Origin of the sequence: Flavobacterium sp. N1719 (genome assembly GCF_025947045.1) — a bacterium.
GTDB classification, from domain to species: Bacteria; Bacteroidota; Bacteroidia; order Flavobacteriales; family Flavobacteriaceae; genus Flavobacterium; species Flavobacterium stagni.
This window is the reverse complement of sequence record NZ_CP109993.1, coordinates 303,457-329,730: the sequence shown is the minus strand read 5'-3', so window position 1 is coordinate 329,730 and position 26,274 is coordinate 303,457. Positions and strand designations below refer to the sequence as shown.

The following is a 26,274-nucleotide window of genomic DNA, read 5'->3' as shown; positions in this document are numbered from 1 at the left end:
TTTTTTAGGTTAAGAGTTCAACGCTTCAACCACGATATCTTGGTCTTTTAGCATGTCTTTTAGCATGTTTTCAATGCCATTTTTTAAAGTGAATGTAGACGATGGACAACCATTACATGAGCCTTGTAATACGACTTTTACGCGTTTGGTGTTTTCGTCAAAGGAATCGAAAAGAATATTTCCACCATCTGCTGCCACTGCAGGTTTTACATACTCTTCCAAAATATTGATGATTTGTTGCGAAGTCGTATCTAGGTTGTCAAAATTCTTGATTTGTTGTTTTTCTTGTTTTGGGGCCGATTGCACTAAAGTTTCATCGACTACAGTTCCGCCATTCTCTATAAATTCTTTGATGAAGGTACGCATTTCCAACGTAATTTCATCCCATGAAGCCACTTCGTATTTGGTGATTGAAATGTAATTTTCATCAATAAATAGTTCTTTGACAAAAGGGAATTTGAAAAGTTCTTTGGCTAGGGGAGAGGCTTGCGCTTCGTCAATATTTTTACACTCTAAAGCTTGTATGGTAATTTTTCGATTGACAACAAATTTTAAAGTCGCTGGATTGGGAGTGGTTTCACCATACACTGAAATCGGAATTTTCTTAGCAGTGGTATCTTCGATAATAATTTTCCCACCATCTGCAACAAATGCTTCAATTTGAGCGGCCACTTCTTCTTGTACATCAGTCCATTCTACAATGCTAAAGCGTTCTATGGCAACGAAATTGCCTGATATATAGACGGTTTTAACAAAAGGGAGGTAAAAAAGTTTTTGGGCTAAAGGTGAATTTTTAGTTTCATCTATATTTTTGAACTCGTAATTTCTTCCGTTTGTAATAAATTCTGGAAATTCGAATTTTAAAATCGTAGGGTTTTGTGTTTCTTTTATAGTAATTTTCATGGTTTTACGGGTAATTTCTGCAAATTTAACAAAGATATTTTTTGAGAAATACTATATTTGAAGTTTTAAACAATTAATTAACAAATTACTCGTTGTCTGTAATAGATTTCGATTCAAAATAAAAAGCGAATGAAAGGGAAATTACTATTCTTCTTATTGGTATTTCAATTTAGTTTTTCACAAGTTATAAATGTTGATGTTACAACGTATAATGTTCCGCAATTGGTTCGTGAAAAGCTTTTTAATCTGCCTCCTGGTGTTACTAGTAACTCTTGTACAGGTTCAATTTCAAATATCACTTGGAGTACGGGGACAAACTTTGGGTCTGAAAATGGGATTGGATATTTTACTAATTCCAATGTGAATTTTCCTTTATCGGCTGGGGTGATTTTGAGTACCGGACGAGCGCTAGCTGCTTCTGGACCCAATACTTCTATTCAAAGTAATGGAGATTGGCCAGGAGATACGGATTTGTTCAATTATATTGATGGTTTAGGGATTGATCCTGGACTGATTGATTACAATAATGCAACATTGTTAGAATTTGATTTTGTTCCATTGACCACCTCAATGAGTTTTGATTTCGTATTTGCCTCTGAAGAATACGGAACTTTTCAATGTTCATATTCTGATGCTTTTGCCTTTTTCTTGACGAATACTACAGCAGGCACGCCTACAACGAACTTAGCGTTAGTACCTAGCACTACTACACCAATTTCAGTAACTACAATTCGTAATAATGCCAATAATAATGGTTGTACTTCACAAAATCCAGCCTATTTTGGATTTTATACGAATGGTAATGCAACCAATGCTCCCTCGTTAGCTGCACCTACAAATTTTAATGGGAATACTATTCGAATGACGGCATCTTCGAATGTAGTGCCAAACAATACTTACCATATCAAGCTTGTAATTGCTGATAGAAATGACGATGCATATGACTCAGCAGTTTTCTTAGGGGCAGGAAGTTTTAATTTTCCTTTGCAAACAGGTGGATTTGGTTTAGATGGATATTTAATTGCCGATCAAACGGCCATTTGTTTTGGAAGCACACGTCCCGTTTATGCTGAAGCGACCCCAACACCTGGTGCAACGTATCAATGGTATTTCAATGGTTCACCAATCCCAGGTTCTAATAACAATACTTATGTGATTTCGCAACCAGGATCTTATTCTGTTTCAATTACCTATCCCAATGGTTCGACTCAAAGCAGTTGTCCTTTTCCAGTGGAGTATTATCCACCAATGCCTGTTGGGAATCCTAACAATTTATTCCAACCTGTAACCAATCCGGTATTTAATTTAGACCAGAATACTTCAATAGTGTTGAACGGTTTAGATCCTTTTGACTATGAAATATCTTATCATTTGACATTAGCGGATGCCCAAAATGTAGCAAATCCAATTACTAATACTACTGCGTATACAGCTTTAGCTAATGGTCAAACTATTTATGTGGTTGCAATGGAGACAAGTGGAAATGCATGTACCTCCATCCAATCTTTTACTTTAAATCTTACGTCTATAGCATGTGAAACAATCACAAATCCTTCTAGTGACCTTACCGTATGTCAAGGTGCAGATCCAACACCTTTTTCTGTAACAACAAGTGCAACGGGTGCAAATTCAATTCGATTTGTGTATTTTTCTTCTCCTCAAACAGGGGATGCAATGTATACTGGAGGAACTACTTTGGCAGATGTTACACCGAGTTCAGGTGTTGCCAGTCATGATGCAGGAATTTTAGGATCATCAGGGTCAATTCCAAATTTACCCGGTACATATTATATCTATGCAATTTTAAATCCAGCACCAACTGATGTAACTTGTCGCCCTTATCAAGAAATCCAATTTACAGTAAATAGTGCTGTAAATGCTGGTACAGACGGATCTATAACGGTTTGTCAATCCAATACAGCAGCTGTAGATTTATATAGTCTAATAACTGGAGAACAAACTGGGGGTACATGGGTGAGAACTTCAGGAACAGGTGGGATCTTTAATGCTGGTGCAGGTACATTTGTACCTACAGTTACAGCAACTTCAAGTACTTTTACGTATACAATTTTAGGTTCAGCACCATGTCCAAACGACAGTAGTGTAGCCTCTGTGATTCTTGTTTCACCACCTAATGCTGGGATTGATGGGTTAACATCGATTTGTGAAACAAGTACTACTCCAATTGATTTGTTTAGTTTGATAACAGGCGAACAAACAGGTGGAACATGGGTTCGAACCACAGGAACGGGAGGTAATTTTGATGCCGCAAATGGATTATTTACACCAGCAATAGGCGCTACTTCGAGTACATTTACGTATACTGTTTTAGGTGGTTTTGGGTGTTCACCGGATTCAAGTACAGCTTCAGTTTTTATATCTGCTCAACCTAACGCAGGTTCAAATGGAAACTATTCTATTTGTAGTAATGACCCTTCAACCATTAATTTAAATACAGTAATTACGGGACAACAATCAGGTGGAACTTGGGTGCGAACTACTGGAACAGGCGGAGTTTTTAATGCCGCTGCAGGAACCTTCAATCTTACAGTGGGAGCGACTTCAAGTTCGTTTACATATTCTATTACTGGGACAGCACCCTGTGTCAATTCAAGCAGCGTTGCTTCTGTAAATGTAGTGCCTCAATCTAATGCGGGTGTCGATGGTTTTACAACGGTCTGTGAATCAAGTACAACTCCTATTGATTTGTTTAGTTTAATTACTGGAGAGCAAACGGGTGGTACATGGGTTAGAACGACAGGCACAGGCGGTGTATTTAATGCCGCTACGGGGACTTTCACCCCTGCAATTGGTGCTACTTCAAGTACATTTACATATACCATAACAGGTGTTATTCCTTGTGCAAATGATGATAGTGTTGCTACGGTAACAATTCAGGCGCAACCCGATGCAGGTCTTGATGGTAATTTGACAATTTGTAATACAAATACTTCAACAATAGATTTATATAGTTTGATTACAGGTGAGCAAACCGGAGGAACATGGGTTAGAACTTCTGGGTCTGGGGGTGTATTTAATGCAGCTTCTGGATTGTTTACACCTAGTTTAACTACTACAACAAGTTCGTTTACCTATACCATAACCGGTGTTGCGCCATGTGTCTCTGATAGCAGTTTAGCAACGTTAACTGTAAATGTACAACCAACAGCTGGAAATAGCGGTTCTACTACGGTTTGTGAAACAAGTACTACTACGATTAATCTTTTTAATTTAATTACAGGAGAACAAACCGGAGGAACATGGGTAAGAACTTCTGGAAGTGGAGGTAACTTTGATGCGGTAAATGGTTTGTTTACTCCAGCAGTTGGTGCTACAACGAGTACATTTACTTACACTGTAAATGGTGTAAATCCATGTGGTCCTGATTCAAGTGTGGCGACTGTAAATATTTCGTTAGCACCTAATGCAGGGGCTGATGGTTCTATTACAGTATGTCAGTCAACAACTCCAGTGGTTTTAGCTACGGTTATTTCTGGTCAACAAAATGGGGGGACTTGGATAAGAACTTCGGGTACTGGAGGAACATTTAATGCAGGGGCTGGGACTTTTATTCCTGGATTTAATGCTACAGTAAGTACATTTACGTATACTGTATCGGGAGCTTCTCCATGTCCGGCAGACACAAGTGTGGCAACAGTAAATCCTATTACGTCTCCACCTTCAAATCTACCCACCCCCTACATAGTCTGTGACGACAACAACGACGGCGTGGCGTGTACGTTTGATTTGATAACAAAGATTCCTGAAATCACAACCGATCCGAATGTTCAAGTGACGTTCCACTTAACGACAACCGATGCACAAACGGGTTCGAATCCGATTCCGCTGACACAATTGTTCTGTAATAACGATTACGACCAACAGACATTATATATTCGGGTGTTTGATCCTCTTGCACCGAACTGTCCGTCATATACTACGTTACAATTAATCGTGAATAAAAAACCAGTAGCGACACCTCCAGCGGATTACCACAAATGTGATGACAACACGGATGGTATTGCGGTATTCAATTTGAATACGGTGTTGAACCCACAAGTATTGGGTAGTTTAGCCGCTTCACAGCATACCGTGACTTATTATACTTCACAAGCCGATGCTTTGGTTCCTCAAAATGCCTTAACAGGTACTAATGCATATGCCTCGGCCTCGACGACTTTGTGGATTCGGGTGCAGAACAATACTACAGGCTGTTTTGATGTAGTGTCCGTAAATTTGGTCGTTGACCCACTACCGCTGTTACCTGCAGCAGGGTACTTCCCGCAATATGAATTGTGTGAGACTACGGCTCCAGTGGGCTATGAAATCTTTAATTTGAATTCGCAATTACCGACTATATTAAACGGACAAACGGGCATTCAAGTGAAGTTTTATCCGACTTTGGCTAATGCCAATGCGAATACCAACGCGATTGCGAATCCGGCAGCCTATCAAAACGGAGCGCCGTACAACCAAACTATTGGTATTCGTTTAACCAATACCACGACGGGATGTTATGTCGTGTCTACCATGGACTTGATTGTGAATCCGAAGCCAGCACCACACGTACCAACGGCTCCGTATGTGGTGTGTGATGACAACCAAGACGGCGTGGGTCAGTTTGATTTAAATACGTTAACTCCTGTCTTGTTAATGGGTACCCCAGCTTTGTATACCATCAGCTACCATCTTACGCAAGTAGATGCACAAACCCCTGTTAACGCAATTCCGTTAACCCAACCGTTTATCAATAACGATCCGTTTGTACAGATAATTTGGGTGCGTGCCGAAGATCCTACCACTGGTTGTTACACGGTAGTTCCTGTAACCTTACAAGTGAATGTTTCGCCGATAGCGCCAACTAATTTACCAACGATTAACAACTGTGATGTGGATAGTAACCCACAAGACGGTTGTACAACGTTCAATTTGGCAGCACAAACCCCTGCGGTCTTGGCCCAACAAACTACAGCAGCTAACAATTATACCGTAACCTATTACACTTCACAAGCCGATGCGTCAGCTTCACCAGCGGGTATCAACCCGATTGTGAATACGACCAACTATACCGCTTGTGGTACGACGACCATTTGGGTGCGTGTGGAGCACAAATCCTCGCATTGTTTTGCAGTGGGTTCGTTTGACTTGCAAGTGAACACTTCTTTGGTGTTGACCACGCCTACGCTGTATGCGCTGTGTGATGATGATGCGCAGCCGAACAACCAGTTTACTACGTTTGATTTGGTCAGCTTCGTGGGTACGGTTCCCGGGCATACCCTTGCATTCTATTTGAATGCCACCCATACCCAACCGATCAATAACCCAAGCGCGTTTGTCAACACAGTAGCGGCTAACCAGACCATTTTCGTGGTGGCTACCGATAATACGACAGGTTGTAAAAGCTACCGTACTTTAACCGTACGTGTATTGCCAGTTCCTACACCGCGCACCAACCCACCCGCTTTGGCAGCGAAGTGTGACGATACCAACCCTGGAGATGGGTATGAGATTTTTGACTTGACGGTGAATGCCGCTTATATCTTAAACGGGCAAGCCAATGTGAGTTTGCATTACTATCCGAGTTATAACGATGCGGTGGCGAATACCAATGAGATTCTTACCCCAACGACGGCCAACGTGAATCAGAACGTATGGATTCGTGTGGAGAGCAACTTGAACATTGACTCGTTCAACGAACACTGTTATGTACTGGTTGAACAAGCCTTAACGGTGAATCCGTTGCCGACTTTGGTACAGCCTGTGGCCGATTACCAAGAATGTGACGACGATACCGATAACATCACGGCGTTTAACTTAACCGCTTGGGGGCAGGCCAATTTGCTTACAGGGAATCCCCTTCCGCTGAGCAACTACAGCTTGAGTTTCTACGAAGATGCGGCACATACGGTATTGATTCCGAATCCAAGTAATTATTTAAACACCAGTTCGCCACAGCAATTGTGGGTGATTGCTACCAACACGACTACAGGTTGTCGCTCGGTAGTGGGCACATTCAACATCTTGGTGAATCCAAAACCATTGGCTACAGCACCGGGTCCATTCGACACGTGCGATACCGACGGAACGAATGATGGACAATTCAGCTTGGATTTGAGTCAGTATGTCACAACAATCTTAACGGGACAGTCGGCAACCGACTTTACAGTAACTTTCTACAACACCCAATTGGATGCAGAGAATGAGACCAATGCCATTGCTGATTTAGTGAATTATATGGCGTATACCCATACCATTTGGATTCGGGTAGAGGACAACTTGACGGGTTGTGCGCGTTTGGTTTCCTTTAATGCAACCGTTGCGCCGTTACCCGAGCCTGTGATTGAAACAGCCAATAACTCCCATGTGATTTGTGTGGACTTCCTTACGGATCAAGTGGTGCGTCCGTTGTTGTTGACCGCGAGCAACCTAATCCCAGGAACGTTTACCTACGAGTGGTATGAGGCGTCCAACCCGACTACTGTCATTGGAACGGGATCGACCTATTTGGTAGACACTGCGGCTACGGGTGGAGCTACACGCACCTATACGGTAGTGATGACCAGCACGAATCCGACGCTACCATGTAACCAAGCTTCGGCGAGTTTTGATGTGATCCAATCGGGTCAAGCTGTGGTGCCTGCAGGTACGGTAGGTTATGTGGTGACCAATGCGTTCTCCGACTTACAAACCATCACGGTGAATGTAGACGGTCATGGAACGTATGCGTACAGCTTAGACGACGGTCCGAGACAAACCTCGAATGTATTTGAAAACGTACCGCTGGGTGAACACACCATCACGGTTTGGGATACCGAAGGAGGCATGGACAACAGTTGTGATCCTTTAGTGATCAGTGGTGTTTCTATCATTGACTATCCGCATTACTTCACTCCGAATGGAGACGGTATTCACGATACGTGGAATATTGTAGGATTAAGTAGTCAAATCAACGCAAAAATTTATATATTTGACCGCCAAGGAAAACTCATCAAGCAAATCAGTCCAGCCTCTCCTGGATGGGATGGTACCTACAATGGTTACCTTATGCCTGGAACGGATTACTGGTTTAAAGTAGAATACCTTGAAGGGAATATTGTAAAAGAATTTAAAGCCCATTTCTCATTAAAACGATAATACAATGAAACTGAGACGTTTGTTCCTAATTGTAGGACTGCTACTTGCTAAACCCATTTTTTCACAGGAGATTTTACCGGTCTATTCCGATTATCTTTCTGATAACTATTTTTTACTACACCCTTCAATGGCAGGTGCTTCAAATTGTGCAAAGTTGCGTTTGACGGCACGTCAGCAATGGTTTGGACAAGAAGATGCTCCAGCGCTTCAGACTTTAAGTTTTAATGGAAGTTTGACGGATAAGGATGGTATGGGTATCATTTTAATTAATGATAAAAACGGTTACCATTCACAAAAAGGTTTCCGTTTAGCGTATGCCCACCACATTATGTTTTCAAGAGATAATATTGATTTAAATCAGTTGTCATTTGGTATTAATGCTGGTTTTGCACAAAGTTTATTGGATGAAACTAGTTTTTTATTGAATAATCCTTCTTACGATCCAATTATTGACGGAACTATTGTTCAAAAAGCATCTTATTTCAATATGGATATTGGTGCTTCGTATAATTACATGGATTTCTATGCCCATTTTACGGTTAAGAATGCGGTAGCCAATGCACGTCGTTTGTATACAGATCGTGAGCCAACCAATTTAAGACGTTTGTTGTTTAATATGGGATATACTTTTGGTGATACGGAAACCATTCAGTGGGAGCCTTCCTTCATGTTACAACATGTTTTTCAAACGAAGGAAACTACTGTGGATTTGAATGTGAAAGCGTATAAAGATCTTGAATTTGGAAAATTATGGGCGGGATTATCCTATCGCAGAAGTTTGGACGGTGCAGAATATATTGAAGGTGTATCTGTGAATAACCAGAAAATGCAATACATTACACCGATTTTAGGGGTAAATTATAAAAGTTTCATGTTGTCGTATACCTATTCTCATTTGATGGGTAATGTGAAGTTTGATAATGGTGGTTTTCATCAAATCACGCTTGGTTTGAACTTGTTCTGCAAGCCTGAAAAATACCACTGTAATTGTCCTGCAGTTAATTAATAATCAACTTATAAATCCCGATTCGTCGGGATTCTTTTTTATATGAAAATAATTAAACCCGTTCGCGGAATAGCACCCGACATTCCTGAAGATTGTTATGTTGCAGAGAATGCAACGATTGTTGGCGAAGTTACATTTGGTAGTCAGTGTAGCGTTTGGTTTAACGCTGTTGTGCGCGGCGATGTACATTCTATAACAATAGGAAATAAAGTAAATATTCAGGATGGAGCTGTGATTCATGCTACGTATCAAAAACATCCAACGGTCATTGGTAATAATGTGTCCATTGGTCATAATGCAATTGTTCATGGTTGTACGTTGCACGATAATGTATTGATTGGCATGGGGGCGATTGTGATGGATGGCTGTGTGGTTGAGAGCAATTCGATAGTAGCGGCGGGTTCTGTGGTGACACAAAATACGGTGGTGGAATCGGGAACAATTTATGCCGGTGTACCCGCGAAGAAAGTAAAAGAACTCAATGCTTCGGATTTTGCTGGGGAAATAGAGCGCATTTCGAACAACTATGTGATGTACTCGGGTTGGTTTAAAGAAACGGAATAATACTTGATAAAACCCTATAACTCCTCAATTAGCCCCGATTGCGCCGGTATCCTCACCTGACGTTAGGAAGGTGAGATAAAGGCAAAAGCGGGAAGGTAGGCGATAGATGCACGGGTATGTGCTCCTTATTCACTAAAACGGCAACAAACTTCTGCCGTGCACGAGTACTTTTGGATTGATCAGAACAATACTAAATACTCCGGTAACAATCAGGAATTTTAAGATTAGGTGAAGCGTTAAATAATCTTTTTTTACGCGTGACCGACTTACGAAAAGGCTAAAGCCAATGAGGCCTAATGCTGCGCTATAAAAGTATAAATCCATATAGCCAACGTCGTATACTTCGATTAAAAAGTATAAGGGTACTAAGGTGAAAATCGTCAGTCCAGTTAAAATGGAATGTGCCGTTTTTTCACCATATTTTACAGGTAGGGTTTGGTAGTTATTGGCTAAATCACCTTGAATGTTTTCAAGATCTTTAATGATTTCTCGCATTAAAATTAGAATACCTAAAAAAGAGGCGTGGGCCATAATTTCGGGGTAGAAATTTTTATAATACAATAATATAGCGAAGAAAGGGAGTACGGCTAGTAATGCCGCTGTGAGGTTGCCAATAATCACTTTTCGCTTTAATTTGTGGGAATACAGCCAAATCAGAAAGATATAGGCAGAAAAGAAACACACGGCTCGAAACGAAATGAAGCAGGCGAGTAGCGCAACGATAAAATTTAAGGTGAAATAGACTTGAAGTTTTGTTTTTTGACTAACGAGTCGGTCCAACATCGATTTTGTAGGTCGGTTGATTAAATCTTTATTACTGTCGTAAAAATTATTGATGATATAGCCTGATGCAATGGTGAGCGAAGAGGCTAAAACGATGAGAAACAGTACGCCGTCTAAAACCACATTGAGTGCCCGTTTGTTAGGAGCAAAAATGTAAATAGCGGAAAGGTATTGGGCCAAAACAACAACAGGTATATTGTAGCCGCGAACCACTGAAAACATACTGATGATTTTCATCATCGTAAGTTTGGTTTTACGACTCAACATGGGGTTGTGTTAAAATTGGTAAACGACTTCGAGTTTGTAGTCTTTTAAGGCGTTTTGCGCTTTTTCTAAATCTTGGGTAAACCCTAAGATGTAGCCACCGCCGCCGGAACCGCATAATTTTAAATAGTAGTCGTCGGTTTCAATTCCTTTTTGCCATACGCCATGAAATTGTTCCGGAATCATGGGTTTGAAGTTATTTAAAACCACTTTTGAAAGTTGTTTGGTATTGGCGAATAACGATTTAAAATCACCGCCCAAGAAATTTTCAACACAGGCATCCGTGTATTTCACGAATTGATTTTTCAACATATTGCGAAAACCTTGGTCTTTCAAATTTTCCATGAATATATTCACCATAGGAGCTGTTTCGCCTACAATACCAGAATCCAAAAGAAATACGGCGCCTTTGCCTTCTGCGCTTTGCGAAGGAATGCCCGTAGCTTCGATATGGTCTTTGGAGTTGATTAAAATAGGAATGCTCAAATAGCTGTTTAAAGGGTCTAATCCCGAACTTTTACCATGGAAAAACGATTCCATTTGTGAAAAAATGGTCTTTAAGACTAATAATTTTTCGCGGGTAAGGTTTTCTAAAATGGTAATTTTATTTAAAGCGTATTTATCGTAAATCGCAGCTACTAGTGCGCCACTGCTTCCCACGCCATAACCTTGTGGGATGCTGGAGTCAAAATACATACCATTGGCAACATCCGTTTTTAAAAGTTCCAATTGGAATTGTACTAAATCGGGTTGTTCGGTTTGTAATTGTTCTAAATACGTTACAAATTTTTGAAGACTTGCATTCGATTGGAGTGCTTCTGCTGACGTGTTTCCGTCGATTTTCAAAGCACCGTTGTAAAAATTATAAGGAATGGATAAACCTTTCGAATCTTTAATAATTCCATATTCACCAAAAAGTAAAATTTTCGAGTAAAATAGCGGTCCTTTCATAAGTTTCACTTGCTGTTAACGTTGAATTTTTAGTGCTCCGTTACCAATTTCATCACAAATATACTGCTCCTTTTGACAATAGCCAACTAATTCGCTCTGAATAAATTGCAAAACAGTCGCTTTATCGTTTTCGGGATACAAAACATGCACATTTGCACCGGCATCTAAGGTGAAACATACGGGAATTTTTGTTTCTCGACGGAAGCTCCATATTTTATTGATGATTTCCAAGGTATTGGGTTTCATTAATATAAAATACGGCATGGAGGTCATCATCATCGCATGAAGCGTTAAAGCTTCATTTTCCGTTAATTGAATGAATTGCTCTAAATCACCTGTTGTTAAAACGTTTTGCATAGCCTTTAAATTGTCATGGGCTTGTTCAAAACGTCTTGTTGCATACGGATGATTGTGCATTAAATCATGTCCGACCGTACTGGAAACTTGCTTTTCTCCTTTATCTACCAACAAAATAGTATCTTGATAATGGTTGAAATTGGAGTGAATTTCATCCGGAAATTCAACACCATACAAGTCAGTACTCCCTTGAATGGTAGCATGTTCGCCCCAAACAACCACTTGTCCTTTCAAACTTCTGCAGGCGCTTCCCGAACCCAATCGCGCTAAAAACGAGGCTTTTTGCCAAAAGTATTCCTCAGACATCGATGGGTTTAATTGGCGTTCTAAATCTATAAGGTTTACGGATAAAGCCGCCATTCCTGAAGCTGATGAAGCGATTCCTGAACTGTGTGGGAAGGTGTTTTGGGAATCAATACTGAAATGAAAGTGGGATAAATACGGACAATAGGGAAATATTCGTTGAAAAAAACTTTCAATTTTTGGATGGAAACTTTCTTTGGGTTGTCCTTCAAAAAGGAAATCAAAAGAAAATTGTCCTGTATTTTTTTTGGGTTGAAAGTCAATTCCCGTGATTGTTTTGCATTGGTTTAATGTAAAACTGATGGATGGGTTGGCCGGAATTTGGTTTTCTTTTTTCCCCCAATATTTCACAAGGGCAATATTACTTGGAGCTGACCAGCAAGATGATCCCGAAAGTGAATCATCGATGGAAGCCGTAAACTTAAAATCTGCGGTTGCAGGCATGGTTTATTTTTTACACAAAGATAAAAAGAAAATCAGCGTGACGTTTGGCTTTAGTATCTTTGTCCAAAAAAAGATATGCAACGGTATTTACGTATTGGTTTAGTAGTGATGACATGCCTTGTTGTGGGCTATTTGTCAGGAATGGCAACACAAGAAAGTATAAAAACTTGGTATCCCACATTGGTCAAACCTTTTTTTAATCCGCCCAATTGGGTGTTTGCACCGGTTTGGACCCTCTTGTATATTTTTATGGGAATAGCGGGCGGATTGGTATGGAATCAACAAAATGAGCATCCTGAAGCCGTAAAAAAAGGCTTTTTGTTTTTTGTGATTCAATTGGGATTAAATGCCCTTTGGTCGTATTTGTTTTTTGTGTTATGCAACCCGTTTTTGGCTTTAATCGAGGTGGTTTTATTATGGCTAATGATTTTTGAAACGTATACTCAATTCAAAAAGATTCATGTATGGGCCGCACGATTATTGGTGCCTTATTTGGCATGGGTAGGTTTTGCAACATTGCTGAACGCTGCCATTTGGTGGTTAAATCGATAAAAAAAGCCGTTCATTTTTTGAACGGCTTTTCTATTTATATAAAGTATTGAAACTACTTCACGTTTAATTTTTGAGTGAGTTTTAAACCACTGCTTGTCGCAATTTCCACTATATACAATCCTTGAGGTAACTCCTCAATTGAAATTGTACTATTTGATGTGTTTAGATCGCGAACCTCTTTTACGGTTTTACCTAAAAGATCATAAATGATAATGTCTTGAAGGGTTTCACCACTGTTGTTGGCAGCAAAAGTAACTTCATGGTCCGCTGGATTTGGATACATCACAAAAGCCACATATTCTTGACCATTAACACCAAGTGGAGCTGTGAATTTTGTAGTCCAAGTATTCGTAATAATAGCAGGATTACTATCAAAGAAAATGGAAGCGGTGTTGGGTACAATGGTTCCTACTTGGAATCCAGGATTGAGTCTCACGCGGAAAGTAACATAGCCTTTACTAGCGTCCGGACTCACAATCTCAGGAACCAATTGGATATTTTCAAATTTCCATTCTACATGGTTTCCTTCACGTGTCATGATGTAATTGTGGCTCGAACTCACCATTCGGATGCTTTCTTGATCTATCAACGGACTCAAATCATCTTCTATACGAACGTCAATCGCATTCGCCGTTCCCATATTTTGGAAATGAATGGTGTAAAAAAGATAGTCTGTTTGATTAAATGAACTGAACGGTATTTTATCTCCATGCGCTTCCATTTTATCGTTAGGATCCCATGAGTTCACCACAATTTGTGCTAATGAAGCGGAATTGTTTTGTGCATTTATATCATTACTTGAGGAAACTGTAGCTGTAGCCGTCAATACATCATTCAGATTTACAGTTGGTGTTGCAGGAACGGTTAACGTGAGGATTAAAGTAATCGTTTGATTAGGCTGTAAATTAGTAAACGCGTATGTGAAACCATTCGCAGTTGCTACAGTTCCTGTTGGATTTACTGTTACACCAGTAACTGGAGTGGGTCGAACATAGGTTACTGTACCCGTTGCAGCAGCTATACCATTATTTTTAATTAATAAACGCTGTGTGTACGTGAGTCCCGGTCTTGGAGGTGCGCCATAAGGAGTTAAACTTATTTCAACATCACTAAAGGGTTGTGTGTTGGTGATGGGGAAATAGAATACTTGTGTACCTCCATTAGCAGGAATATTTACATCGTTTACTGTAAAACCGTTGCCCGAGAAATAAGGTGCCGCTTCAGGTAGAATTTGATAACTAATATCGTATGTATTATTTGGGTCGGTATCATAAATCGTATACATCCCAGTGGGCGCATATACTAACATATCCGTTCCTGAATTGTTTTGTTGAACCACAAAGTTTCCACCAGGGAAATAGGGTTCTCCAGCATCTTGTGTACCGTTGTTATTGGAGTCCACAAATGCTACCACTAAAATTTTTGGTTGGTCGGGGGCACAAGTTACATTGGCTGTCCATCCACTTTGAACTACAGATCCATCACTTCTGAAAACAAACGTTAAACATCCGTCAGGGCTACTAGAAGTAAATGGGCCCGGAATTGCTGTTCCCCAATAACCACCTGCTAAGCCTCCAGGGACATTGGCAGCGCCATTGGTACTCGGAATCATTGGTGCAGAAGCTGAGTTTCCATTGTAAACATATAAAGCATCCCAATTGGTTTCTGTACTGAATGTAGTAAAGGTAACTGTAACAATTTCTCCCGGAGTTGAAGGACAAATGACATAGGTTTGATTCGAGTTGTTTGGATAATTCGCATTGGGTCCACCCGCATCTGTAAATGCACCACCACAAGCAGGTGGTGCTAATTGGGTGGATTGGTTAGGAAGGAAAGTACAAACACTCACATCAGTGGCCGAACAAACGGTGCGAACATAAATATCATAACATGTACCCGCCGATAGTCCAGTTAGTGAAGTTGGATTAACACTAGTAATAATACCTCCTGTTGAAGTAGTTGTTGGAGCTGGAGCCCCACATGGAACTGCAAAAATCTCCCATTGGGTGTTGGCTGTTGAAGCCGCTGTCCAACTCACATTCATAGTGGTTTGTGTAACGTTTGAAGTGACTACATTGGTTGGACGAAGACAGGTTGGTGCAGGGCCGCAGATAACATCGGCTACCCATCCAATACCATTTACTGAACCATCACTTCTAAAACGGAAAGTTAAACATCCATCGGGAGATGTGGAAGTAAATGAAGGTAAGTTGCCGCCCGTTAACGTTCCCCACCAAGCACCTGCAACGCCGCCTGGAACGTTTCCGGAAGCATTCGTACTTGGAATCATGGGTGCATTAATGGAATTTCCATTGAAAACATAGAGTCCGTCCCAATTTGCTTCCGTAGAGAAGGTTGTAAAATTAACAGTAACAACATCCCCAGGATTTGTTGGACAAATCGTGGTTGTGGAATCGGTTAAATTAGCGTAATTCGCATTAGGTCCAGCGGGGTCAGTAAATGTGCCACCACATACTGGAGGAGCAATTAATGTTGTGATTGAAGTTGCCGTTGATGCCCAAACACTCGTTTCGGTCGGGCTACAAACTGCACGTACAAATATATTATAACAAGTAGCCGCATTTAAACCAGTAAGTGTAAACGGATTTGTTGTTGCAATTGTCGTAGTGAAATTGGGGGTAGGGGCTGTTGTTCCACAAGGAACAGCAACTACTTCCCATTGCGTTGTATTGGGGGAATTATTCGTCCAAGTTACAACGGCTGAATTACTTGTTACATTGGATGCCGTAACTACTGATGGAGGTAAACAATTGGATTGTGCACCACAGCTTACATTAGCTACCCAACCTGCTTGTGTTACTGAACTGTCACTTTTGAATACAAATGTTAAACAACCATCTACGCTAGTTGAAGTAAATGGACCGGGTGCTGTTGAGCCCCAATAGCCTCCTGCAGGTCCAACATTACTTGTGGGAATAGGGTTGGTGCTCGCAATTATAGGCGCGTTAGCAGAATTACCATTGTACACATATAATGCATCATAATTGGTCTCCACAGCAAATGAAGTAAAGGTAACGGTTACAGCTTGTCCAGGTGTGTCTGGACAAAGAACGTTGGTTACATTGGCACCATTCGCATAATTTGCATTGGCACCCGCGGGATCGGTAAATACACTTCCGCAAGTTGTTGTGGCACCAGCAAGTGTAGTAAATTGTGATAAATTATTCCAAGGAGAAGGAACTCCATTACAAATCGATCGAATATATACATTGTAAACTGTGCTAGGATTTAACCCCGTCGCATTAAAGTTGGTTGCAATAACAGGTGTTCCAGATGTTGTTGCGGCTGGTGAACCAGAAGCAACCGGTAGCACTAAAATTTGCCATTCTGTAGCTTGTCCGCCAATCCAAGCGATGTCTGCTGTATTGGTAGTGATGTTAGTAACTACCGCATTTGAGGGGCTGTCACATCCCGGAAGATAAAAAGTATAACCGGTAGACCAATCACTCGTGGTTACAGGGTCACAATACGTGCGAATGTATACCGTGTAAAAGTTATTTGAAGTCAGATTGGATGCTAAATACGATGGGGATGTCACAATTACACCCGTGTCGCTAGGTAGCGGCGCCATCCCAGAAGTAGAAATAATAACTTCCCATTGCATAGCCGAACCATTTGGATCGGCCCAATTAATCAAAGCAGAACTTGAATTTAAGGTTTGCACACTAATTTGTGATGGTGGCATACAAGCTGATTGTATACATTCAACTGCACCAGTCCATCCCGTATTATTTCCATTCGCATCAGAAGTGAATCCGTACGACAAGCTACCCGATACATCCGTAGAAATAAAAGTGTATTGTTCTCCTGTTACGTTGGTAATCGTTTGAAGAATAGGGTAATTGGGTGATGGGCCATTATAGATGGTGAGTACATCACCGTCATCTAGGGTAACATTGGTTAATGTTAGAATTACGGTTTGACCCGGAATGGCACTGGATAAAACGGCCATATTATTTTCATTGTCTCCGTAATTACCGTTCGGCCCGCCTGTGTCGTAAAAAATTTCGCCACAAGAGTAGGTCGTTTGAGCCAATAAAGAAAATGGGGCAACCAGTAAGACTAATAAAGTCAGAAGTAGTTGTTTTTTCATATTTGGATAGGTTTTGTCTACCAAATATACATTGATTTTTAAATAATTAACTATTGTAAATTATTATTTTAACACTTTGACAGAGAATTTGAAATTTGTTATTGTAATGAATTTGCAATAATAAAACCTCCCGTCCATGCATTTTGAAAGTTGAATCCACCGGTTATGGCGTCAATGTTCAAAATTTCTCCCGCAAAATATAGGTTGGGCAACAATTTGCTTTCCATCGTTTTGAAATTTACCTCTTTCAAATCAATCCCACCTGCTGTGACAAATTCTTCTTTAAACGTACTCTTACCATTCACCTGAAAATGTCCCTCTGTCAATTGTAATTGGAGTTGGTGAAGGTCTTTGTTAGAAAGGTCGGCCCACTTTTGTTCTGAGGAAATACCTGAAGCCAGCACTAATTTTTCCCAAAGTCGGTTGGGGAGTTCAAATGGTGCTTTTTTAGCCACCGTTTTCTTGGCTTGCTCGGTGCGAACTGATTTTAAAAAGTCCTCACAACTTTCTGCATCATGATCGGGAAGCCAATTCACTTGTAACGTAAATTGGTAGTTTTTTTCAGCCAAAATACGGGCACCCCAAGCGGAAAGGCGCAATATTCCCGGACCGCTCATGCCCCAATGGGTAATTAACAACGGTCCAGAGGCACTGAGTTTGGTGCCTTTGACACGAACATCTGCAGGACTCGATAATCCCATCAAATCTTTAATGCGGGGGTCTTTGATATTAAAGGTAAATAAAGAAGGAACGGCCGGAACGATAGTGTGTCCCAATGCGGTCATCATATCCCAAATTTTTGGATTACTTCCAGTTGTTACAACAATACGTTCAGCTTTAAATTGCTGGTTTTGTGTTTCTACTTTCCAATAATTTTCAGCTTGATATAACGATTGTACACTTTGTTGAGTCAGAATGTCAATGCCTAATTTTTGGGTAGCTTTTAAAAAACAATCGATTATCGTTTCCGAAGAATCAGAAGTTGGAAACATCCTGCCATCGTCCTCAATTTTTAATTCGACTCCATGTTTTTCAAACCATTCAATGGTATCGCCTGAACAAAATTGATTGAAAGGACCTAATAACTCTTTTTCGCCACGGGGATAATTTTTTACCAAATCACTAGGAACAAAACACGCATGGGTAACATTGCAACGGCCGCCACCAGAAATACGAACTTTGGATAAAACTTCCTTGCCGCGTTCCAAAATGGCCACTTTGCGATGGGGATGTTTTTCAACTAAATTAATAGCCGTAAAAAAACCAGCCGCACCACCTCCAATTACAAGTACATCATAATGTTTCATAGTCGATCGGGGAAATCCGAAATAATACCATCCACTTGCCACGATTTTAATCGTTCGATATCTTCAAGTGCATTAACGGTCCAAGGATAAATCGTAAACCCTTTTTGTTGGATGGATTTCACCGTTTCAAAAGTAAGTAATTTATAATCGGGATGTAAACTGTAGGCGCGAATGTTTTGGGCAAATGCTAACGGATCTTTTTGCAAATCTTCATACAAAACACCTAAAGGAAATCCAAGTTTCCTAGCTGCAATTTCTGCCAGTATATCCCAATCAAAAGAAGATAATAGAAAATCGGAACCCGAATTTTTTCCTTCACTTATTCGTTGATTCAAAAGGGAAAGTGTGGGCAACATCGCCTCTTTGGATTTGAACTCGATATTGATGATCACCCGACGTTGAACCAATTCGATGACCTCCAATAATGTTGGAATCCCCAATGTTTTCAGTTCGGCGCTCGTTTTGGTTTGTACCAATCCATGACTGTTTGTGGTGCGGTCTAGGGTGGCATCATGAATGACCATTACGGTGCCATCAGCGCTGCAATGCACATCCAATTCTAGGACATCAACTCCTAGGTCTAAAGCTTTTTGAAAGGAAGCTATCGAATTTTCAGGTGCATATCCACAAGCGCCACGATGTCCTATTTTCCACATTATTTTACCAGGGCGTTAGTTCGACGAAACGCTTCTTCATCTTTGTAATCCAACCACGCTTGTCCTTTGCGTTTACGCATCCAGTTGTCATAATTTCTTCGAATGAAAACATTGGTAAAGGCTTCGGCTATATTGGCCGGTTTATGGGCTAATGAACGCAAACTGAGCGAAAATCCCGGTGTTAAATATTTCATATAATGCCACCAACCTTCGGGCATGTACAACATTTCTCCGTGTTTTAGGTTGGTGATATAAGGTTTAACTTGTTGTAAAGCGGGAAATTTTTCAAAGTCGGGTTGGTCAAAATCGATATCTTCATTACAAATCCAAGAATAGGGTAGACGGTACATGTATTTCGTTTCTTTGGGATCCACCAACACACATTGTTTTTCACCGTGAAAATGGAAATGAAAAATGTTGGCCAAATCGATATCGTAATGCATAAACACTTTCGAATCTTCGCCACCAAAAAACACTAATGGAAATCCTTTGAACAAGCGTACCCCAAAGTCGGGCCACTTGATGTCGGCTTTCATCGCTGGGGCATCTTTAAATAAATTGTATAGAAAAATGCGCAAGTCCGTCGGACCCTTTTCCATGATATCCAAATATTCATTCATGGTCATGGTAAAATCGGGTTCGTTTACCTTTTTGGTATGATCTGTTTTTCGGCTGTCGTATAAAGGAACCATTGTATGCCCAGCTTGTTCGCGAATATAGGCTAAATCCCACTTGTGAAACGCCGGCCAATCTTCGATTTGATTGGTAACGACAACAGGTTTCTGTTTGGCGTAATAGTTTTTTAAAAAGTCTTCTTTGGTTAATTTTTCGACACGTTCAATTTCGATATACTCAAATCCCATACACAACCTGTTTGAAAATTAAGACAAAGTTAGAGAAATGTAAAGCCGAAAATCTTAACAAAATGTGAATGTTTACTACAAAAGAAAACCGACACGAGGTCGGTTTCAATTTATTTTTTTTCTAAAAGGACAATCATGTAATCGGTGTTGAGGCTAACTTTCCCTTTCTTTACTGTGGCTATTTTCCCGGAATACGCATCGCGCAAAATAGTACCTTCTGGAAATGTTTGACCCGTTTCAATAGTTTTTTCTCCAGAGGGAACATCCAATGCAATTACCACAGCATCTGAGTATGCCCCATTTTGATAAATGCGACTGAAAGTGTACGGAGTGGCTGCTATTTGTTGGTGAACCCCAGCCCCAACTGCTGGATGATTTTTTCGGAAGTTGCCTAATTTTTGCCAATGCTCCAATACAGCTTGTCGGTAGGTGCTGTTTTTCAGTTCGTTCCAATTCATCATCGAGCGCAACGTTGCATCGCCTTGTGTGCCTGGAATATCCAAAGATCGAGCCGTTTCATCCCCGTAATAGACTTGTGAAATACCAGGTGCTAACAAAAGTTTTGTCCCACTTTCAAAAGCCTTTTCTCTTTTTTTGTCAAACGGCCATCCGTCGTCGTGCGAAGAGACATAGTTCATGACGGTATGTCCTTTTAAATCATTTTGTAAAATGGTATTGTATTTTGAAAATAACGGTTCGTAGGTCATTTTGGCTTCATTTCTAAAATCAAAATTGATCAAACCTGTAAAGCCATTTTCAAAATAGTTCACCTTTTTATCGCCATAATCGTAAAATTGTTTGCCACCAATATAGTAGCCATATACTTCACCAACCGTGAAAAATGGATTGTTGTCCAAAACTTTTTTTGGGTTGTTTTTTTTGTAAGTAGCAAAAGCCTGATCGCACACTTGTTTAAAATCAGCCCAAACATCTTCGGTGGTGTGTTTGGCCGTATCCACGCGGTAACCGTCAATCCCAAAATCGGTGATGTAATCCGCTAGCCATTTCATAATGTAATACCGTGGCGCTCGGGGATAACCGGTTTGCTTGAAAAAAGCATCTAGCTCTTTAATTTCTTGTTCATAGCGACCTTCCTTTTTCCATTTTTCGACTAAAAAAGGCGGTAATTCCACATTCGCTTTGCTTTCTGTTTTTACGTCCGGAAGATTTTCAACTAATGTACAATTGATGTTGGTGTCGTACGAATTGTACTGACATTTCGGACTTGTACGCACCCATTCGCTAGGGTACACCGAGTCTTCTGCCGTTACGGGTCCGGTGTGGTTGATCACCGCATCCAACATGATGCGAATGCCGCGTGCATGGGCTTTGGCAACCAATTCGGCCAAATCGTTACGGGTGCCAAAGTTGGGGTCTAAAGCCGTCCAATCTCGTGTCCAATACCCATGAAATCCGTAGGTGTATCCCGTTCCTTCATCCACACCACTATGAATTTGCTCCACTATGGGGGTCATCCAAATAACGGTTATCCCCAATTTGGTGAAATAGCCTTCGTCCAGTTTTTGAATGATACCACGAATGTCGCCGCCTTCAAAGCCGCGTAATTTTCCGGTGGGTTGGTTGCGATTGAATTGATGATCGTTTTTAGGATCGCCATTTTTGAATCGGTCGGTAACAATGAAATAGACGTTGGCGTTTTCCCATACAAAAGGAGTTTTTGTTGGCGCTATTTTGGTTTTAGTTTTGTTTTGGGCGAATGTGAGTCCGCTCAACAACAGCAAGGCAAAGGGAATAAGTATTTTTTTCATAAGGATTAGTTGATCACAATTGACGTTTTTTCTTGATTGTGGGTATAGCTAATGGTTAATTTTTTTGTTTTTGCGTTCCACTCAAAGGGAATTTTCTTTCCGTTTTGTACAACAGTTTTGGGCGAAATGGAACAATTGTATAAAGTAATAGTTCCTTTTTTCTCAGCGGGTGTTCCAGTGGTTTTTTGTTCCAAAGAAAGGCTAATTTTTTTGAGGCTCACGTCTAAAGAAGCCACAAGCAATTCATGATTGCCTTCTTCGGATTGTGCATTAGGGGTTGTTCCGTTGTCAAAATAAAAGGTTCGTTGCGAACGTCCCACACCATCGAGATAAGCCAATACATCCAATTGACTGTTTTGGTAGGCGGCCGTGTTTTGAACCACCTGGGTCATTGGAATGAGCGTATTGGCACGAACAAATGTCGGGATATGTTCTTCGACTACCGAAACCGTTGCTTTTTTACCGCCGCTGTATTTTTTATGGGTATAAAAATCAAACCAATTGGCGGTATTCGGGAAATACACTTCGGTTGAGGTGATTCCGGGGTTGACAATGGGTTTGATTAAGAAGTCGGCACCCCATAAATACGTGTCAGCAACTGTTTGTAAAGCTTCATTTTTGGGTTCTTCAAAAAACAAAGGACGCATTAGCGGAATTCCGGTGCTGCTATTTTGATAAGCCAATGTGTAATTGTAAGGCAATAATTGGTAGCGCAATTCCACGCTTTTTTTGGCTTTGGCTTTGGTAACAATGTCTTTTCGTGCCACTTCAGAAGCGACCTCTTCTTGGGCATGTGGACGGAAAATGGGATTGAAGACACCGTACTGTAGCCAACGTAAATACAATTCATTGTCGAAATAATCGCCAGCAAATCCACCCAAGTCGCTGTGCATATAGCCCATACCTTGCATACCCATTTGGAGTGCAATTTCCATCTGACTTTGCAATCCGCCCCATGACCGACTCACGTCGCCGCTCCATGGAATCATGCCAAAACGCTGGGAGCCTGAGTAGCCCGCGCGCATCAAGATAAAGGGACGTTGGGTAGGAAAATCATTGCGGTAGCCTTCGGTGATTAATTTAGCCCAATTGTGACCGTATATATTATGAATTTCATCGGCTTTTCCACCAGCCGTGATGACTTTGGAAGGAAACACTTCGGGTTCGCCCAAGTCGCCCCAAATGCCTCCTGCTCCTTGGTTGATCAATCGTTTGTAGATGTTCCAAAACCAAGTTTTGGCTTCGGGTTTGAATACATCGACAATCCCTGTGTTGCCAAAATAGAAATCCCATGTGGCGGGTGAACCGTCTTTGAAAGTAGCGAGCACTTTTTGATCCGCGGCTTCTTTCCATTTGGAAGAAGTTGTAAGAATAAACGGCTCAGTGATCAAAACTGTTTTTACCCCTTTGGCACTTAAGTTGGCCATCATTTTTTCGGGATTTGGAAAATTGTCTTTATCCCAATCCAAGTTACCCATAGTGCCTTGTACGGTTTTTCCAAACCAATACAAATCAAGAATGATTGCGTCTACTGGGATTTTATCGTTTTCAAATTTTTGAATCGTTTTTTCCACTTCTTCTTGTGAATGGTAGCCAAAACGCGATGCAAAATTCCCGAAAACCCAACGCGGTGGTAGGGGTTGGCGTCCGGTGAGTTCGGTATAGTTACGAATCAATTCGGGCCATGAAGCACCCACAATTACTTGATAGGTTTTACGTCCAGAAATAGTTTCGTATTGTAAAGTGTTGTTTTTTTGACTGTCCAAATCCAAATGACCGATGGCAGGATTGTCAAAATGAACCAAGTATTGTTTGGAAGAAATTACAATCGGCATGCAGAAATTCATCAATTCGGCACGGGTTTCATAGCCGTAATGGGCGCGATTGTAGAGTGCCAATCGATTGCCGCGACGGTTCATGCCTAGGGCGCGTGCTCCGCCACCGTATAATTTTTCTTCTTGGGTTAAATTGAAATCCAAGACTTCTGTAGAATCTTTTTTAATATAGCCCAAACGTTCGGTAAACAGTACTTGTCGATTGGCATTGGTGTACCGAATTTGAAACGGTTGTTTGGTAATCACCACGTTTATTTTAGGTGTGCTGAGCTGAATTTCAGTATTGTTTTCAACGGCTTTGTACTGCGCAACATGTTTATTTAGCAGCGTAGCATGAGAAACCGGGTTAAACGTTTCGCCTTTGGGAATAAAGGAAGTTTCTACCGTATGGTCCGCGAGAACTTTGATCCAATAATAGCCATCGGATACCGCGATTTCGATACCGTCTTCTTTGGACTCTAGGTGAAGAAAAGTTCGGTTGGGATTTTGCGCACCCAATTGTAAAGCAAGAAATAGAAAAAAAAGTGTCTTTTTCATAGTACGTTTTTTAGCCCCGATAGTAGCGGCATCCTCCCGACGTTAGGAGGGAGATACAGCGGATAGCGGGAAAAAGCTCCTTCTTATTTTAATTCTAAAATAGAGCCGGAAAGCGGTTCGAGGGTTAACGATTGATTGAGGGGAATATTTTTCTGGGTGAGAACATCGGTTCCTGTAGTGTATTTCTTTAAATTTTCTTGGAAGCGATCCATAGAAAGGGTTTGTTTTTCGTTGCTGTTATTGATGATAACCATCACACTTTCTTGATCGTTGTGACGAAAATAAACATAGACATTGTTTTCAGGAATGTAGTGGGTGGTTTTGCCCGTATGGATCACGTTTTTGGTTTTGCGCCAATTGAAAAGCTGGGCGGTCAGGTCAAAGTATTTTTGTTGATTGGGTGTGCGACCCGCTTTGGTGAAGGCATTTTGCGAATCACCCGGCCATCCTCCGGGGAAGTCGCGACGGATATCGCCGTCACCTTGACCTTTGTCACCTGCCATCCCGATTTCGGAACCGTAATAAAGCTGTGGTATACCGCGCAGCGTCGCCAGAAGCATCATGGTGAGACGGTATTTCTCAAATTCGGGATAGAATTGATTGAGTCGGTTGGTATCGTGGTTTTCGGCAAAAATTAAAATATTATTGATGTTTGGATAAAGGAAATCGCTGGAAAGGCTGTTGTAAATACGCACCATACCTTTGTTCCATTCGCCTTTATTTTCGTTGAGCACACCTTCGGCGAGAATGCCTTGAAGCATAAAATCCATTACAGATGGCAAGTGGGTATTGTAGTTTTGAATGGCCGCGATTTTACTGTCTTTTTGCCAATAGGCAATTTGAGCACTGCTGTACAACCACGCTTCTCCCACGATATTAAAGTGCGGATATTCTTCCATGATGGCTTGGGTCCATGCCGCGATGCCTTTTTTATCGGCATACGAATAAGTATCCACACGGAAGCCATCAAGGTCGGCATATTCAATCCACCAAATAGCGTTTTGGATGAGGTAGTTGAGCACTAAGGGATTGGTTTGATTCAAGTCGGGCATCGATTTTACAAACCAACCGTCCATGCAATTTTTGGTATCAATTGCCGAAGCATTGGTGTCAAATTGGGTCGTCATGCGGTAGTTGGTTTGTTTGAAACCTGGGAATTGGTTGATCCAATCGTAAGTGGGTAGGTCATCCATCATCCAATGTTTGTAACCCCAGTGGTTGGTTACATAATCTTTGATGAGTTTCATGCCGCGTTTGTGCAATTCAGCACTCAATTTCAAATATTCTTCATTGCTTCCAAAGCGCTCGTCGATTTTGTATACATCAGATTGGCCGTAAGTGTGGTAGGAACCGCGTTCGTCGTTGTCTTCGCAAAGTGGGGTAGGCCATACAGCAGTGGCTCCGAGTTCTTTGATGTAATCCAAATGTTGGATCATACCTTCAATATCGCCTCCATGACGGCCGTCTTTGTTGGTGCGGGCGGCTTTTTCGATAAGGTTGGGTGAAGAATCATTTTTAGGGTTGCCATTCGCGAATCGATCGGACATGATCAGGTAAATCATATCGGAGCTATCAAAACCTTTGCGCAATGCGGAATCCTTTTTACGGGCTTTGAGGGTATAGTTTTGGGTAAATGATTTTTTCCCGTTTTTGAAAGTGAAAACGAAAGTTCCGGGCGCTACATTTTTGGTGTCGATGGTCACAAAAAGGTAATTCGGATTTTCGGTTTTTTGTACGTTTTTGATGATGAGGTTGGTTGCACTCACTTCATTTTGAGCGATGTTTTTGCCATAGAACATAATTTGCACATCAGCATGGTTCATGTCGCTGTACCAAAATGGGGGTTCGATGCGTGTGATCTGTGCAATGCTTGAAATGGAGAGGAACAAGAAAAAAATAAGCTTTTTCATTTTTAAACATTAAGAGTTTTAG

The 26,274-nt window shown here is 41.0% G+C and carries 15 protein-coding genes; 4 read left to right on the top strand and 11 right to left on the bottom strand.

Going from position 1 to position 26,274, the window contains the following annotated elements:
• Positions 1–9: 9 nt before the first annotated feature.
• A complete protein-coding gene (locus tag OLM45_RS01180; protein WP_264511271.1) occupies positions 10–903 on the bottom strand; it encodes a NifU family protein in 894 nt (297 codons plus the stop codon).
• 129 nt (positions 904–1,032) lie between these two features.
• Between OLM45_RS01180 and OLM45_RS01175 the strand changes: the two genes are divergently transcribed.
• From OLM45_RS01175 to OLM45_RS01165, 3 genes are read left to right on the top strand one after another with little or no spacing between them, the layout of a single operon-like run.
• Positions 1,033–8,037 carry a T9SS type B sorting domain-containing protein gene (locus OLM45_RS01175; RefSeq protein ID WP_264511269.1) on the top strand — a complete coding sequence of 2,335 codons (7,005 nt, stop codon included), beginning with the start codon at positions 1,033–1,035 and terminating at the stop codon, positions 8,035–8,037.
• A 4-nt stretch (positions 8,038–8,041) separates the two neighbouring features.
• A complete protein-coding gene (locus tag OLM45_RS01170; RefSeq protein ID WP_129461770.1) occupies positions 8,042–9,043 on the top strand; it encodes a type IX secretion system membrane protein PorP/SprF in 1,002 nt (333 codons plus the stop codon).
• Positions 9,044–9,085: 42 nt separating this feature from the next.
• A complete protein-coding gene (locus OLM45_RS01165) occupies positions 9,086–9,607 on the top strand; it encodes a gamma carbonic anhydrase family protein (RefSeq protein WP_264511267.1) in 522 nt (173 codons plus the stop codon).
• 132 nt (positions 9,608–9,739) lie between these two features.
• On the opposite strand, the gene OLM45_RS01160 is transcribed toward OLM45_RS01165, so the two are convergent.
• From OLM45_RS01160 to mvaD, 3 genes are read right to left on the bottom strand one after another with little or no spacing between them, the layout of a single operon-like run.
• Complete coding sequence (locus OLM45_RS01160; RefSeq protein WP_264511266.1) at positions 9,740–10,657, bottom strand: geranylgeranylglycerol-phosphate geranylgeranyltransferase; 918 nt, start codon at positions 10,655–10,657, stop codon at positions 9,740–9,742.
• Between the two features lie 9 nt (positions 10,658–10,666).
• On the bottom strand, positions 10,667–11,605 hold the full coding sequence (locus OLM45_RS01155; protein WP_129461767.1) for a mevalonate kinase: 939 nt from the start codon (positions 11,603–11,605) through the stop codon (positions 10,667–10,669).
• Positions 11,606–11,620: 15 nt separating this feature from the next.
• Positions 11,621–12,709, bottom strand: coding sequence for a diphosphomevalonate decarboxylase (gene mvaD, locus OLM45_RS01150; RefSeq protein ID WP_264511264.1), 1,089 nt, complete (start codon positions 12,707–12,709; stop codon positions 11,621–11,623).
• Between the two features lie 75 nt (positions 12,710–12,784).
• Here mvaD and OLM45_RS01145 point away from each other — a divergent pair, with 75 nt between their 5' ends.
• The gene (locus OLM45_RS01145; RefSeq protein WP_264511262.1) at positions 12,785–13,261 is read left to right on the top strand and encodes a TspO/MBR family protein; all 477 of its coding nucleotides are present in this window, start codon (positions 12,785–12,787) and stop codon (positions 13,259–13,261) included.
• A gap of 52 nt (positions 13,262–13,313) precedes the next feature.
• Here the strand turns inward: OLM45_RS01145 and OLM45_RS01140 are convergent, their stop codons facing one another.
• The 7 genes from OLM45_RS01140 to OLM45_RS01110 all read right to left on the bottom strand — a co-directional run bounded on the left by OLM45_RS01140 (position 13,314) and on the right by OLM45_RS01110 (position 26,252).
• Positions 13,314–17,375: a fibronectin type III domain-containing protein gene (locus OLM45_RS01140; RefSeq protein ID WP_264511260.1), complete on the bottom strand. Its 4,062-nt coding sequence runs from the start codon at positions 17,373–17,375 to the stop codon at positions 13,314–13,316.
• Between the two features lie 98 nt (positions 17,376–17,473).
• On the bottom strand, positions 17,474–18,682 hold the full coding sequence (locus tag OLM45_RS01135) for an NAD(P)/FAD-dependent oxidoreductase (RefSeq protein WP_264511258.1): 1,209 nt from the start codon (positions 18,680–18,682) through the stop codon (positions 17,474–17,476).
• Positions 18,679–19,338, bottom strand: coding sequence for a glycerophosphodiester phosphodiesterase (locus OLM45_RS01130; RefSeq protein ID WP_264511257.1), 660 nt, complete (start codon positions 19,336–19,338; stop codon positions 18,679–18,681). Before OLM45_RS01130 ends, OLM45_RS01135 begins: the two co-directional genes overlap by 4 nt.
• Positions 19,338–20,201, bottom strand: a complete 864-nt coding sequence (locus tag OLM45_RS01125) for a cupin-like domain-containing protein (RefSeq protein ID WP_129461760.1) — start codon at positions 20,199–20,201, stop codon at positions 19,338–19,340. Before OLM45_RS01125 ends, OLM45_RS01130 begins: the two co-directional genes overlap by 1 nt.
• A gap of 110 nt (positions 20,202–20,311) precedes the next feature.
• Positions 20,312–21,970 (bottom strand): alpha-amylase family glycosyl hydrolase, encoded by a 1,659-nt coding sequence (locus tag OLM45_RS01120; RefSeq protein WP_264511254.1) that lies wholly within the window; start codon positions 21,968–21,970, stop codon positions 20,312–20,314.
• Positions 21,971–21,975: 5 nt separating this feature from the next.
• Positions 21,976–24,342, bottom strand: coding sequence for a TIM-barrel domain-containing protein (locus OLM45_RS01115; RefSeq protein ID WP_264511252.1), 2,367 nt, complete (start codon positions 24,340–24,342; stop codon positions 21,976–21,978).
• An 83-nt stretch (positions 24,343–24,425) separates the two neighbouring features.
• Positions 24,426–26,252 (bottom strand): glycoside hydrolase family 13 protein, encoded by a 1,827-nt coding sequence (locus OLM45_RS01110; protein ID WP_264511250.1) that lies wholly within the window; start codon positions 26,250–26,252, stop codon positions 24,426–24,428.
• Positions 26,253–26,274 lie beyond the last annotated feature (22 nt).

Excerpts from the sequence above, each read along its gene's own strand:
- OLM45_RS01155 (WP_129461767.1), bottom strand. The coding sequence starts at position 11,605 with ATGAAAGGACCGCTATTTTACTCGAAAATTTTACTTTTTGGTGAATAT.
- OLM45_RS01180 (WP_264511271.1), bottom strand. The coding sequence starts at position 903 with ATGAAAATTACTATAAAAGAAACACAAAACCCTACGATTTTAAAATTC.
- OLM45_RS01165 (WP_264511267.1), top strand. The coding sequence starts at position 9,086 with ATGAAAATAATTAAACCCGTTCGCGGAATAGCACCCGACATTCCTGAA.
- OLM45_RS01115 (WP_264511252.1), bottom strand. The coding sequence starts at position 24,342 with ATGAAAAAGACACTTTTTTTTCTATTTCTTGCTTTACAATTGGGTGCG.
- OLM45_RS01120 (WP_264511254.1), bottom strand. The coding sequence starts at position 21,970 with ATGAAAAAAATACTTATTCCCTTTGCCTTGCTGTTGTTGAGCGGACTC.
- OLM45_RS01135 (WP_264511258.1), bottom strand. The coding sequence starts at position 18,682 with ATGAAACATTATGATGTACTTGTAATTGGAGGTGGTGCGGCTGGTTTT.
- OLM45_RS01125 (WP_129461760.1), bottom strand. The coding sequence starts at position 20,201 with ATGGGATTTGAGTATATCGAAATTGAACGTGTCGAAAAATTAACCAAA.
- OLM45_RS01170 (WP_129461770.1), top strand. The coding sequence starts at position 8,042 with ATGAAACTGAGACGTTTGTTCCTAATTGTAGGACTGCTACTTGCTAAA.
- OLM45_RS01130 (WP_264511257.1), bottom strand. The coding sequence starts at position 19,338 with ATGTGGAAAATAGGACATCGTGGCGCTTGTGGATATGCACCTGAAAAT.
- OLM45_RS01175 (WP_264511269.1), top strand. The coding sequence starts at position 1,033 with ATGAAAGGGAAATTACTATTCTTCTTATTGGTATTTCAATTTAGTTTT.
- OLM45_RS01110 (WP_264511250.1), bottom strand. The coding sequence starts at position 26,252 with ATGAAAAAGCTTATTTTTTTCTTGTTCCTCTCCATTTCAAGCATTGCA.
- mvaD (WP_264511264.1), bottom strand. The coding sequence starts at position 12,709 with ATGCCTGCAACCGCAGATTTTAAGTTTACGGCTTCCATCGATGATTCA.
- OLM45_RS01145 (WP_264511262.1), top strand. The coding sequence starts at position 12,785 with ATGCAACGGTATTTACGTATTGGTTTAGTAGTGATGACATGCCTTGTT.
- OLM45_RS01140 (WP_264511260.1), bottom strand. The coding sequence starts at position 17,375 with ATGAAAAAACAACTACTTCTGACTTTATTAGTCTTACTGGTTGCCCCA.
- OLM45_RS01160 (WP_264511266.1), bottom strand. The coding sequence starts at position 10,657 with ATGTTGAGTCGTAAAACCAAACTTACGATGATGAAAATCATCAGTATG.